We start from the raw sequence: 12,587 nt of genomic DNA on the forward strand, positions 1-12,587 counted from the left end.
GTCCTCGGGCGAGTAGTCGCCGTACTCGACGAGCGAGTCGTCGAGCCCCGCGGCGGTGACGGCCGAGCGCCAGCCGGACAGGCGGTCGATCGCGGCGGGCATGTCCTGGCGGCTCGCGATCATCGTGGGGGCCGTGCGGCCGAGGCTCAGGAGGTGCTCGGTGACCGCGCGCGCCGCTCCGGTGTTGTCGACGTCGACGAAGTAGCTGCCGCCCTCCTCCGTCAGCGGCCGCCCGCCGAAGACCACGGGGAGCGAGGCGCCGAGCTGCGCGTAGGAGTGGTCGCCGCTGTGGTGCGAGACGACGAGCGCGCCGTCGACGTTGCCGCCGAGCAGGTAGCGCCGCGTCTTCTCGGGCGCCGCCTCCGACGCGATCACGATGGTGAGCGTGTACTCGGTGCCGGCGAAGGCCATCGCGGCGCCCTGCACGACCGAGGCGAGGAACGGATCCGCGAACACCTTCGCCGCCGACTCCGGCACCACGAGCGCGACGGTCTGCGTGCGGCGGCTGGCGAGGGAGCGCGCGGCGCGGTTGGGCACGTAGCCGAGCTGCTCGATCGCGGCGAGCACGGCCGTCCGGGCGCCGTCCTTCACGCGCGGGGAGTCGTTGACGACCCGGCTGACCGTCGCGCGGGAGACTCCGGCCAGCGCGGCGACGGCTTCGAGGGTCGGGGCGGCCGAGGCGGTGTCGTGGGTCATGCAGGCCTTCCTCGCGGGTGCCTCCGAGGCTAGCCGAGCGCCGGAGGAGCGGGCCCGTGGAAGGCGTCCGCGGCGCGAAGGGGCGCGGATCGCGGCCATCCGGGGGTGATGCGGGGCGGCGGAGCGGGCCGGCGGAGTGAGTCCGCGGCCCGCGAGGGCGCGGATCGAGGCCGTGCGGGGTGGTGCAGAGCGGTCGGGGCGCCGCCTCGGCAACCGCCGACACGACCGGCGCGCAGCGATCGATCGCCCGCCGCTGGCGTCAGGCAGCCTCGCGCCCGTCAGCGCCCGCGGCGGAAGCGCGCGAGGAGTCTCCGGAGCCGCTCGGCCTGCCGGTCGGTGAAGTCGTTCGACAGCCGGAACGCCTCGCTCGTCGGGTCCGCCCCGTTCGCGACGTCGCGGATGGCGCGCAGCGCCTGCTCGGACGGCGTCGGCCCGTCCCCCGGACGCGGCTGCGCCGGCCCGCTCGAGTTGTCCTCGTCGCGCGGGTCCTTCGGCTCCATGTCGCCTCCTCCGCGCCAGCCTAGGCGGCGTGAGGTCGGGCCAGGAGGTCTCGGGCGGAGCGTGATCGGCGGGATCCTGCGCGGCAGTGGTCGGGATGCTCCGAGCACGACGACCGGCCGGGTCGCGAACCCACCGGCCGCCCAGTGCACTGCCCGATCCCTCACCGCAGCCCCCGACCCCCGGACCCGGAGCACCACGGCCCCGGGCCCGAGGCCCCCGTCCCGCGGTCCGATGTCCCCCGACCCGGTCCCGCGGGAGTCTTCGGGCGTCAGCCCTTCACCGCTCCGCTCATGATGCCCGCGATGAGCTGGCGTCCGGCGAGGAGGAACAGCACCAGCAGCGGGATCACCGAGAGCACGGCGCCGGCCAGCACGATCGAGTAGTCGACGTAGTAGCCCGACTGCAGCTGCGCGAGCGCCGTCTGCAGGGTCGGGTTCGTGGGGCTGAGGACGATCAGCGGCCAGAGGAAGTCGGTCCACGCCATCATGAACGTGAAGAGCCCGAGGATCGCCATCGCCGGTCGCGCGGCCGGGACCGCGACGGTGAGGAACGTCCGGAACTGGTTCGCTCCGTCCACGCGCGCCGCCTCGATCAGCTCGTCCGGGATCACGTCGACCAGGTACTGCCGCATGAAGAACACGCCGAACGCGGTGACCAGCGTCGGCACGATCACGGCGCCGAGCGAGCCCGTCCAGCCGAGCTGCCGCATCAGGATGAACAGCGGGATGATGCCCAGCTGCGTCGGGATCGCCATGGTCGCGACCACTCCGATCATCAGGCCGTCGCGCCCGCGGAACCGCAGCTTCGCGAAGGCGTAGCCGGCGAGCGTCGAGAACGACACGACCGAGAGCGTGATGATCCCCGAGACGATGACGCTGTTCAGCAGCGCCGTCCAGAACGGGATCGCGGTCAGCACCTGCGAGGCGTTGGCGAGGAAGTTGCCGCCCGGGACGAGCGGCAGGGTCTCGCTGCGGGTCGCGTTCGAGCCGCTCGCCACGACGAACGACCACCACAGCGGGTAGGTCGAGCCGAGGATGAAGGCGCTCAGCAGCCCGTACGTGAGGAAGCCGGGCCGGTCGACGCGGCCGGCGCGGGAGGCGCGGACGCGGCGCACCGGGAAGGCGGCGGAGGTGGCGGGGGCGGTCATCGCTCGCTCTCGTTCTGGCCGAGGCCGGTGATGGTGAGCAGGGGGTCCGCGGCGGCGATCTCGTCGGCGATCGCGGGGCGGGCGGAACGGCGCTTCGAGCGCTGCGAGATCCGGTTCTCGACGGAGGCGATCCGCCGCGAGATCGCGAAGTTCAGCAGGCCGATCAGCACGATCAGGAGGAACAGCAGCCACGCGATCGCGGCCGCCTCTCCGAAGTTCTGGCGGAAGAACGCCATCTCCCAGAGGTAGAGGACGGTGGTCTGGAACTGCCGGTCCGACCCGCCGATGCCGCCCGCGTTCGACACGTCGAACAGGCGCGGCTCGGCGAAGATCTGCAGGCCGCCGATGGTGGCGGTGATGATCACGAAGATCAGGGTCGGCCGGATGCTGGGGATCGTGATCGAGCGGAAGCGGCGGAACGCGTTCGCCCCGTCGATCGCGGCCGACTCGTGCAGCTCGCGCGGCACGGCCTGCATGGCGGCGAGGAGGATGAGGGCGTTGTAGCCGGTCCAGCGCCAGTTGACCATCGTCGCGATCGCGACGTGGCTGGCGAGGCGGTCGTTCGTCCACTCGATCGGGCTGATGCCCACGAGGCCGATCAGATTGTTGATCAGGCCCTCCTGGTCGCTGAAGACGCTCGAGAAGATCAGCGCGACCGCGACCGGCGAGACGATGTACGGCAGCAGGATGCTCATCCGCCAGAAGGTGCTGGCCCGCAGCGCCTGGTCGAGGGCGGCCGCGAGCAGCAGCGCGACGGCGAGCTGCGGGATCGTGGAGAGCAGGAAGATGCTCAGCGTGTTGACGATCGAGTTCCAGAAGAAGCGGTCGCCGAGCACGGCCGCGAAGTTCGCGAACCCGACGAAGTCGCCCTGGCCCTGCAGCAGCTGCCAGTCGTAGAGCGACACGACGAGCGTGTAGACCAGCGGGAACGCTCCGGTGAGCGCGAAGAGCAGGAAGAACGGCGAGATGTAGAGGTAGGGCGAGGCCTTCACGTCGAAGCGGCTCGCGCGCTGGCGGAAGGTCAGCGGGAGTCGGGGCGCCGGGCGCCGCTTCCCCGCGGGGGGCGTCGCCGTGGTCGGCGGGGTGAGTGTGCTCGTCATGGCGCTCTCTTCGAGGTCGAGTCGGAGTCGGAGGGGATGCGGCGGGGCCGGAGAGGCCTCGGGCCGGCGGCGGCAACGGTTCTTCCGTGCAGCGGGGCCGGCCCGGGATGCGGGCGGCCCGGCCGCACGGGGACCGGGAGGTCCGGTGGCGGCCGGACCTCCCGTATCGGGTGGGCGTCGTCCCGGAGGCGTCAGCCCCCGGGCGTCGGCCCGACCGGATCAGTCGACGAGCTCGCCGAGGAGCTGGAGCGCCTCGTTCCAGCCTTCCTTGCCGTCGATCTCGCCGCGGTCGACCTTCTGCAGGACCGGTCCGAAGACGTTCTCCTGGATCAGCGAGTCGTCCGGGCCCTTGTACTGGGCGACGACACCCTCGGCGCGCTGCGCGAGGATCGCGCCGGTCGGGGAGTCGTTCATGCCGGGGTCGGGAGCGGCCGCCGAGGCGAGCTCCTTCTGCGCGTCAAAGGTGCTCGGGAACGGTCCGGCCGCCTCGAACGCCTTCAGCTGCTGCTCCGGCTCACTGAGCCACGACGCCAGCGCGGCGGCCTCGGCGGGGTGCTTCGACTGGGTCGGGACCGAGAGGAACGAGCCCCCCCAGTTGGCGGGGCCGCCGGGGAAGACGTCGGCGAAGTCCCAGCCGGTGGCCTCGGCGTTCCCGCCGCCGGCCTCGACGTTGCTCTTCAGCGTGCCGAACATCCAGCCCGGGCAGACGAAGGTGGCGAAGGTCTGGTCGGTGAACGACTTGCCCTTGTTCCAGTCCCACGCCTTCTGCGCGGCCGAGAGGCCGGAGGCGGTGGCGTCGGTCAGCTGACCCCAGCGCTCCTCGAGCTCCGGGTTGCCCTCGACGTTCAGCTCGCCGTCGGAGGTGTAGTACCCCTCGGGCAGCTGGTTGACCATGGCGTTCCAGACGAATCCGGAGTGGTCGAACCAGGCCTTCCCGGTGGCGTCGTGGTACTTCTGGCCGGCGGCGAAGTAGTCGTCCCAGGTCGCGTCCGGTCCGCCGAGCATCTCGGCGACGGCGGCGCGGTCGGTGGGCATGCCGGCGGCCTCGAAGGCTGCGGTGTTGTAGCAGAGGCCCTCGGGTCCGATGTCGGTGCCGTAGCCGATGACGCGTCCCTCGGGGTCGGTCGCCTGCTCGTACTTCCAGTCGACCCAGTCGGCCTTGCGGTCCTCGATGCCGTGGTCGCGCAGGTCGACGAACTGGTCCGAGACCTCCATGACGGAGCCGAGCCAGCCCTCCTCGATGGCGACGACGTCGGCGAGTCCGGAGCCGGCGGCGAGCTTGGTGAACGCGTCGGTCCGCGCGTTGCCGCCGGTGTCGATGTTGTTCGGGACGATGGTGATCCCCGGGTTGGCGTCCTCGTACTCGCCGTAGAGCTCGTCGAAGCCCATGGCGTTGAACGTGGTGACGGTCAGCTCGATCTCGCCGCCCTCGGAGGCGTCGGATCCCGACGAGCATCCGGTGACGATCAGGGCGAGGGCCGAGGCGCCGGCGATCGCCGCGGCGATCCTGGTGCGTCGTGAATAGGGCACGGTCACTCCTTCGTGATGGTGGTGGGGCACCCCTGCGAGCGCTCTCACGCGTGCTGTTCCGCGTATGTGAGAGCGCTCTCACGAGGTGTGCGGCGAGCTTACGCACGCCCCCGCGGAGAGGTCAAGCGTTTTCGAGAGAGCGCTCTCATCGAAGTGATGGTCCGCGCCCAGCCTCGCGCCTCCCTCGCCCCGCGGGAACGCAGAAGTCGCGGTACTCGAACGCGAGTACCGCGACTTCTGTGCACTCACCGCCCGTGCCGATCGAGCAGCGGCTACTCGACCAGCAGGGCCGCCCTCAGCCCACCAGCACCGCGAAGCCCTGCGCGGGCAGCTGCACGGAGACGGCTCCGGACGGCGACGTCTCGCTCACGAGCGCGCCGTCCTGCGAGTAGACGCGCAGGGTGCCGGAGCCGTCCGAGACGCCGATCGCCGTGGTGCGCACCCCGTCGGTGGAGTTGCGGATCAGCTCGGTGCGGCCGCCCTCTCCTCCGACCACGAGGCGCGTCACCAGCGGGCGCACCAGCAGCGCATCGAGGCGCGTCTGACCGCTCAGCGGGCGGACCTCGACGCTCGACGAGCCGGCCGGCACGGTGCGGCGGAGCTTCTCCGGGAGCAGCGCGCCCGACGCCTCCGTCACCCCCTGCGACCCGACGGTCGAGCGGAGCAGGTCGAGCGGGCGCTTGCCGGACGTCCAGACGCTCAGCGGCGTGCGCTCCGTGCCGCGCTGCGGCTGGTCGATGACGGCCTCCACCACGCGGTCCTGCGTGGACGGGCCGATCGGGATCGACACCGCGCGGCGCGGGTCGGTCAGCGAGAGGTAGGAGCCGCTCCAGCCGGCCTCCCCGGTCCAGGACGACTCCGGCGTGACGACCGTGCCGCCGCGCGCGCTCTCGGCCTCGACCAGCGTCAGTCCGTCGCGCGAGCGCTCGGTGGCGACGGAGCGGGCGCGGTCGGCGACGTCCGGGTGCTCGTCGAGCGCCAGCATCGCCAGCAGGCCGTGGATGGTGCTCTCGGCGCCGCTGTTGCGGTTGACGGACCCGTCGGCCTGGACGCCGTCGAAGACGACTCCGGTGGCCGGGTCGTAGACCGGGCCGAGGCTGCGGTTCAGGCCGAAGAACCAGGCGCCCTGCACGGCCGCGAGGTCGGTGAAGGCGCTGGAGCCGGTGACGTCCGCCAGGGCGAGCGAGTTCTGCAGCCGGGAGTCGGCTCCGTACGCGATCTGCACCCGGTCGGTCGGAGTCGGGTTCCAGCCGTTGTCCGGACCGCCGGCGGTGAGCAGCTCCGGAGCGAAGCGGGCGCCGTCGACGAGCGCGGGCTCGAGGAGCGAGGAGTCGTCGAGCGCCGCGGACGACGCGGTCAGTCCGCCGGCCATCTGCGACGACCAGGAGTGCCAGAGCGTGCGCGACTTCGTCCACGGGAGGATCGCGCCGTACGGCCAGGCGGTGGTGTCCGCCTCCGTCGTCGTGGTGCGGGCGTAGGCGGCGACGCCCTCGGCGAGCTCGGCCGTGCTCGTGCGCACCGCGGAGTCGTCGGGGGCGGCCTCGAGGTAGGCGGAGAGGCCGAGCAGCGCCTCCGAGGTGGCGTCGGCGCCGTCGACGATCAGCCAGGCCGGCACCTGCACGCCGTCGGCCTGCGCGTACTCGCCGTAGCGCGTGAGCACCTCGCGGTCGACCGCCGCGACGCCGAGGCGCAGCCGCTCCTGCAGGAAGGCGGCGAACTCCGGATCCGTGTCGCGGAACGCCGCGTAGCCCTCGCCGAGCGCCCAGAGGGTGCGGGCGAGCCAGTAGCTGTCCTCGGAGTCGCTCGGATCCGGCAGCTCGACCGGCTCGGCGCTCGCGTTGAGCTCCCCGTCGGTCTGCATCCAGAGCACCACGTTCCCGGCGTCGTCGCCCTCGGTGGTCTGGAAGTACGCGAGGGCGCGGAGCGTCTCGAAGGCCTTCTCGCGGCTCTCGGTCGAGCCGGTCTGCTGCCAGTGCCGGAGGTAGACGACCGCGGCGCGCGAGATGTCGTCGGTGTTGAACGCGCCCTGCTCGTAGTCGCCGGTCGCCGGATCGAGGCGGCCGCCGCCCACGCGCTCGAAGGCGCCGCCGTCGCGGGCGTCGGCGTAGGTCCACGGCATCACCAGGGTCGGCTCCTCGTCGAGCCGGTAGGTGGTGTGGCCGGGCTCGGGCACCGGAGTGGCGGTGTCGAGGAGGAAGTCGAGGTGCGCCGTGTTCGTCAGCGGCTCGGCCGCCTGTGCGGGAGTCGCGCCGAGGGCGAGGCCCCCGACGGTGAGGGCGGCGGCGGCCAGGACGGCCGCCGATCTGGTGAGCGTGTTCGTCATCGAACTCTCCTTGGGTGGGGTGTGAGGGGCGGATCTCGATAGGCCCGCGATACGGGCTGCTCGATCAGCGGGAGGCGCCGGCGGACTCGATCAGCGACGTCAGCCGTCCGTGCGGACGAGGCGGGCCGCGCCGATCTTCGAGTCGGCCATGCCGTAGAAGACGTAGTGCTGCCCGTCGATCTCCTCGATCGCCGTCGGGAAGACGACGTTCGGGACGATCCCGCTGCGCTCCTCCTCCGTCTCGGCCTCGAGCAGCGGCTCGGCGGTACGCGCGATCACCCGCGACGGGTCGCCGCCGTCGAGGAGGATCGCTCCGGCCGAGTAGTTCACGTGCTGCTGCTGCGCGAAGGCGCTGTCGATCACTCCGGTCACCCCGTGGTGGATGAGCAGCCACCCCTCCGGTACGCGCAGCGGCGCGGGTCCGCCGCCGACCTTCAGCTCCTCGAACGGGAACTCCGGGCCGGCGAGGAACCGGTGCCGGGTCCAACGCGTGAGGTTCGCCAGATCCCGGTCCACCTCGTCCACCGGCACGTAGCTGATCCAGATGCTCTGCCGCGGGTCCTCGATCCCGGCCGGGAGGCGCACGCCCTCGCCCGGCCGCGTCTCGCCGAGGTCCCACATCGGCCGGTGCAGCACCGCGAACGAGCGGGTGCCGTCCGGAGCGGCGACGATCTCGGGGAAGAACACGCAGTCCTTGTTGTGGAACAGGCCCAGGTCGATGTCGAGCGCGTCGTCGTAGGCGAAGGTCACCGGGCCCAGGCGCCGCCAGTCGCGGAGGTCCTCGGACACGGCGAGCGCCGTCCGGGGCCCGAGCGGCCCGTAGGCGACGTACGTCATCACGTGCAGGCCGAGCGCCTCGATGAAGGTGATCCGCGGATCCTCCACGCCGGCGTTGTGCGCGCCGCGCTCGAAGCCGCGGTCGGGCGCGAGCACGACGCCTTCGCGCTCGACTCCGACGGGCACGCCGCCCTCGACGATCACGCGGGCGAGGCCCACGCGGGAGACGTTGCCGGCGGCGACCATCCGGGGGAGGAGGTAGAGCTCGCCGTCGGGTCCGCGGCCGCTGCCGGGGTTGAGCACCCCCTCGGCTTCGAGGGCGTCGCCCGGGGCGGGCTCCATCACGACACCGACGCGCTCGAGACGGTAGGGGACAGTGGTGAGGGTGGGAGACATGGTCAGCCTTTCACTCCGGATCCGAGATCGGTCGAGACGAAGTAGCGCTGGAACACGATGAACAGCACTACGACGGGGGCGGCGAGCACGACGGCTCCCGCGAGGATCGCCCCGAACGGGTTGTCGGTCGACGACGCCACGTTCGAGATGTAGTTGGCCAGGGACACGGCGAGCGGCTGCAGCGACGCGTCCTTGGTGATGAGGAACGGCCAGAGGAACTCGTTCCAGGGGCCGATGAAGGTCAGCAGCACGGCGGTCACCAGCGCGGGCCGCACCAGCGGGAGCGCGATGGTCCACAGCAGCTTCAGCTCTCCGGCGCCGTCGATCCGGGCCGCCTCGAACAGCTCCTTGGGGAGCTGCAGGAAGTACTGCCGGAAGATGATCACCGCCGTCGAGTTGATGGCGAACGGCAGGATCATCCCGAGGTGGCTGTCGGCGAGGCCGTAGTCGCGCGCGATCAGCACGTAGAGCGGGATCTGCAGCAGCTGGAACGGGATGACCTGCACCAGCAGGGCGAGCGCGAACACCGCGTTGCGCCCCCGCCACTGCAGCATCGCGAGCGCGTAGCCGGCGAGGACGCCGAAGAACACCGTGCACAGCAGCACGCCGCCGGTGAAGATCCCGGAGTTGACGAGTCCGGTGAGCAGGCTGATCCGCTCGTTCACGTTGACGTAGTTGTCGAGCGTGAGGTTGCCCGGCTCCGGGATCGCTCCCGCCAGTGTCGGGTCCGGATCCGTCTGCAGGGAGCCGACGATCATGTAGTAGAAGGGGAAGAGGAAGACGATCGCGCCGATCGCGAGCACGACTCCGCGCAGGATCACGGCTCCGCGGCTGGAGCCGACGGGGCGCCTCCGCGGCGACTTCTCGGGGGCGACGGCGGCGGGCACGGCCGAGGCGGCGCCTCCGGCACTGGACAGAGTGCTCATGAGTTCCTCTCCCCCGCGAAGCGGTTCTGCAGATAGGCGATGACCAGCACCAGCAGCACCAGGACCACGCCGATGGCCGAGGCCACGTCGGGCTGCCCCTGCTGGATCCCGAGCTGGTACATCAGCAGCACGGGCGAGGCGGACGCGCCGTTGGGGCCGCCTCCGCCGGTGAGGAGGTAGGGCTCGGTGAAGAGGTTCGCCCCGGTGACGGTCGACACCAGCAGCACCAGGAGGGTCGCGGGCCGCACGCTCGGCACGGTCACCGACCAGAACTGGCGGATGCGTCCGGCGCCGTCGGTCGAGGCCGACTCGTAGAGCTCCTTCGGCACGTTCTGGAGCGCCGCCAGGTACAGCAGGATGTAGAACCCGAGCTGCTTCCAGGTGACGTAGAGAGCGATGATCGGCATCGCGAGCTGCTCGTTGATCAGCCACGACGGGTTCGGCGCGAGCGGCCCGAGGAGGCTGTTGACCAGTCCGTTCCCGTTGAAGAGGAACAGCCAGACGCCGACGACCGCGACGCTCGCCGTGACGTAGGGCACGTAGAAGCTGACGCGGAGGAACGTCCGCAGGTGCACGACCTTGTCGAGCGCCGCGGCGAGAAGGAGCGAGAGCACCACCGTCAGCGGCACGTTGATCACCAGGAAGATCCCGATGTTGCCGAAGGAGCGGATGACCTGCGGGCTCGAGAACGCCGTGACGAAGTTGTCGAGGCCGACGAAGGGCCGCTCCACCTGCACGCCGGGAGCTGCGAAGAAGAAGTCGTGGAACGCGATCCAGACCGAGTAGACGACCGGGAACGCGAAGACCGCGAGCACGAAGAGGAGGTAGGGGCTGCCGAACAGCAGCCCGAGGGGCTGGGGCCCGAGGACACGGTGCAGGAGGCTCCGCTTCCCCGGCGCCCCGGCCGGCGCGGGCCGGCGGGTGAGGGTGGTCACGGCCGGGTCACTGCTGGCCGGCGAGCCCGGTGACGGTCTCGGCCGCTCCGTCGAGCGCCGTCTTCACGTCGCCCTCGCCGAAGATGACCGTCTTGCCCCACGCGTCGCGGATCGCCTGCAGCATCTGCACGGTGTTCGGTCCGGACGGCACCTCGATGGTGCGGCTCGCCTGGTCGCCGAAGCGCTGGTAGGCGGGGTTCGCCTCGAAGTAGTCGGCGTAGGTGGTCTGCAGGTCGGTGCGGAGCGGCATCTGGCCGGTGGTCTCCAGCAGCGAGCGGTCCTGCTCCTCGCTGGTCGCGAACTTCAGCACCTCCCAGGCCGTGCCCTTGTTGGCGCAGGCGGAGTAGAGGCCGACGTTCTTCGCGTCGCTGAAGGTCCAGGTGTCCTCGGCGGGCGTGCCGTCGGGGGTGGGCACCGAGACGGAGCCCCAGTTGAGGTCGTCGTAGACCGAGACCGCCCAGGGGCCGACGATCGACATCGCGGCCTGCCCGTCGGCGAAGGCGTCGCCCTGGTACTGCTCGCGACCGGCGAGGCCCTGGTCGTAGAGGCTCTTCCAGAAGTCGGCGACCTCGTAGCCCTCGTCGTCCGCGAAGGTGGCCTTCCCGTCCTCGACGAGGCTCGTCCCTCCGGTGGCCGCGGCGTAGAGCGGCATGAAGTCGAACTGGGTCTGGAAGAACTCGCTGGTGGGCGCGGGCTGGATCGCGGCGGGCGCGGCTCCCGACTCGACGAGCGTCTTCGAGGTCGCGAGGAAGTCGTCGTAGGTCGACAGCGACGGGTTCTCGGGGTCGAGGCCCGCCTTCGCGAAGAGGTCCTTGTTGTAGAAGATGACGACCGGGTTGCTCTTCCACGGCATCTGGAAGTACTCGCCGTCGGCGTTCTGGTACTGCTCGGCGAGGTCGCCGCTGCGGGTCTCGATGTAGTCGGCGCCGCCGTCGAACGTCGAGAGGTCGACGAGTCCGCCCTGGCGCTCGAACTGGCCGACCGCGCTGGGGGCCGTGTTGAAGACGAGGCACGGCGCGTTGCCGGCCGTGATCGCCGCTCCGATGACCTCCTCGCTGCTCTTGCCCGCGGGGATCTCCTGCCCGGTGATCTCCTCGTCCGGGTGGTCCGCGTTCCACGCGTCGACCATCGCCTTGCCCCACTGCACCTCCTGCTCGTTGTTCGAGTACCAGATGGTGATCGGTCCGGTGGCGGTGAGGTCGGTCGACGCTCCGCCGCCGCCGCTGCACGCGGTGAGGGCGAGGGTCGCGAGGGAGGCGGTGGCGATCCCGGTCAGCCAGCGTCTCGTCGTCGAGGGGGCCATGGTGTTCTCCTTGTCCGGCGTGCGCGACGGTGCGCACGCGTCTTCAGTGGGTCGACGGCCGCGGAGGAGCGGTCGAGTGGCGCACCACGAGCCCGGCGGGCTCGAGGTCGACGTCGGGGGCGCTGCCGGACTCGATGAGGTCGAGCAGCGTGCGGGCGGCCTCCTCGCCCCAGCGCGCGGGGCGCGTGCGGGCCGAGGTCAGCGACGGGTAGACGTGGGCGGCGATCTCGGAGTCGTCGAAGCCCGTGATCGAGAGGTCGTCGGGGAGCCGGAGCCCGCGGGCGTGCGCGACGCCGAGCCCGGCGATGGCCATCGGGTCGTTGCCGAACACGATCGCGGTGGGCGGGGTCGGGCTGTCGAGGAGCCGCTCCGTGGCCGCCGCGCCCTGCTCCGCGCTGAAGTCGGTGGCGACGAGCGCGGTGGGCTCGAGCCCCGCGTCGGTGCAGGCCCGCGTGAAGGCCTCGCGGCGGCGGGAGGAGTGGAGCAGGTGGTCCGGCCCCGCGACGTGGGCGATGCGGCGGTGGCCGAGCTCCGCAAGGTGCCGGACGGCGTCGGCGATGCCCGCGGAGTCGTCCATCACGACGGCGGGTGAAGAGGAGCCCTCGAGCCGCCCGAGCGTGACGGCCGGGATCTGCAGCTCGGCGAGCAGCGCCGGACGGGAGTCGTCCTGCCGGAGATCGGTGAGGAACACCCCGTCGACGCGGCGGTCGGCCGCGAGCGTGCGGTAGACGGCCTCCTCGGAGGCACCCGGGTCGACGACGCTGAGCACCAGCACCCGGCCGCGCTCGGCGAGCACCCGCTCGACCCCCGAGATGAAGGAGGGGAAGAACGGGTCGGCCGCGATGACCGCCGGGTCGCGCGCCACGACGAGGCCCACCGCGAAGGAGACGCTGGTGGAGAGGGAGCGGGCCGTGAGGCTGGGCCGGTAGCCGAGCTCGGCGGCGACGCGGAGG

The 12,587-nt window shown here is 71.7% G+C and carries 11 protein-coding genes; all 11 read right to left on the reverse strand.

Annotated features, from left to right (window positions below):
* A partial coding sequence (locus tag C5C27_RS14425) for a LacI family DNA-binding transcriptional regulator (RefSeq protein WP_104314754.1) occupies positions 1-696 on the reverse strand: 696 nt, incomplete at its 3' end.
* A 278-nt stretch (positions 697-974) separates the two neighbouring features.
* Complete coding sequence (locus tag C5C27_RS14430) at positions 975-1,196, reverse strand: hypothetical protein (protein ID WP_104239696.1); 222 nt, start codon at positions 1,194-1,196, stop codon at positions 975-977.
* A 269-nt stretch (positions 1,197-1,465) separates the two neighbouring features.
* Positions 1,466-2,344 (reverse strand): carbohydrate ABC transporter permease, encoded by an 879-nt coding sequence (locus C5C27_RS14435; protein ID WP_104223961.1) that lies wholly within the window; start codon positions 2,342-2,344, stop codon positions 1,466-1,468.
* Complete coding sequence (locus tag C5C27_RS14440) at positions 2,341-3,444, reverse strand: carbohydrate ABC transporter permease (RefSeq protein WP_104314755.1); 1,104 nt, start codon at positions 3,442-3,444, stop codon at positions 2,341-2,343. The genes C5C27_RS14435 and C5C27_RS14440 overlap by 4 nt, the downstream gene beginning before the upstream one ends.
* Positions 3,445-3,663: 219 nt before the next feature.
* On the reverse strand, positions 3,664-4,974 hold the full coding sequence (locus C5C27_RS14445) for an ABC transporter substrate-binding protein (protein ID WP_104314756.1): 1,311 nt from the start codon (positions 4,972-4,974) through the stop codon (positions 3,664-3,666).
* 295 nt (positions 4,975-5,269) lie between these two features.
* A complete protein-coding gene (locus C5C27_RS14450; RefSeq protein ID WP_104314757.1) occupies positions 5,270-7,297 on the reverse strand; it encodes a hypothetical protein in 2,028 nt (675 codons plus the stop codon).
* A gap of 99 nt (positions 7,298-7,396) precedes the next feature.
* On the reverse strand, positions 7,397-8,470 hold the full coding sequence (locus C5C27_RS14455; RefSeq protein ID WP_104314758.1) for a glycosidase: 1,074 nt from the start codon (positions 8,468-8,470) through the stop codon (positions 7,397-7,399).
* Positions 8,471-8,472: 2 nt separating this feature from the next.
* Entirely contained in the window at positions 8,473-9,396 is a 924-nt protein-coding gene (locus C5C27_RS14460) for a carbohydrate ABC transporter permease (RefSeq protein WP_104238931.1), read from the reverse strand.
* Entirely contained in the window at positions 9,393-10,331 is a 939-nt protein-coding gene (locus C5C27_RS14465; RefSeq protein WP_104223956.1) for a carbohydrate ABC transporter permease, read from the reverse strand. The genes C5C27_RS14460 and C5C27_RS14465 overlap by 4 nt, the downstream gene beginning before the upstream one ends.
* Before the next feature lie 7 nt (positions 10,332-10,338).
* Positions 10,339-11,634 carry an extracellular solute-binding protein gene (locus C5C27_RS14470; RefSeq protein ID WP_104314759.1) on the reverse strand — a complete coding sequence of 432 codons (1,296 nt, stop codon included), beginning with the start codon at positions 11,632-11,634 and terminating at the stop codon, positions 10,339-10,341.
* A gap of 43 nt (positions 11,635-11,677) precedes the next feature.
* Positions 11,678-12,587, reverse strand: a 910-nt coding sequence (locus C5C27_RS14475) for a LacI family DNA-binding transcriptional regulator (protein WP_104314760.1), incomplete at its 5' end; no start/stop codon positions are given.

Source organism: Rathayibacter sp. AY2B7 (assembly GCF_002931635.1).
GTDB lineage: Bacteria > Actinomycetota > Actinomycetes > Actinomycetales > Microbacteriaceae > Rathayibacter.

Coding starts and splice junctions, on each gene's coding strand:
- C5C27_RS14430 (WP_104239696.1), bottom strand. CDS start 1,196: ATGGAGCCGAAGGACCCGCGCGACGAGGACAACTCGAGCGGGCCGGCG.
- C5C27_RS14435 (WP_104223961.1), bottom strand. CDS start 2,344: ATGACCGCCCCCGCCACCTCCGCCGCCTTCCCGGTGCGCCGCGTCCGC.
- C5C27_RS14440 (WP_104314755.1), bottom strand. CDS start 3,444: ATGACGAGCACACTCACCCCGCCGACCACGGCGACGCCCCCCGCGGGG.
- C5C27_RS14450 (WP_104314757.1), bottom strand. CDS start 7,297: ATGACGAACACGCTCACCAGATCGGCGGCCGTCCTGGCCGCCGCCGCC.
- C5C27_RS14455 (WP_104314758.1), bottom strand. CDS start 8,470: ATGTCTCCCACCCTCACCACTGTCCCCTACCGTCTCGAGCGCGTCGGT.
- C5C27_RS14460 (WP_104238931.1), bottom strand. CDS start 9,396: ATGAGCACTCTGTCCAGTGCCGGAGGCGCCGCCTCGGCCGTGCCCGCC.
- C5C27_RS14470 (WP_104314759.1), bottom strand. CDS start 11,634: ATGGCCCCCTCGACGACGAGACGCTGGCTGACCGGGATCGCCACCGCC.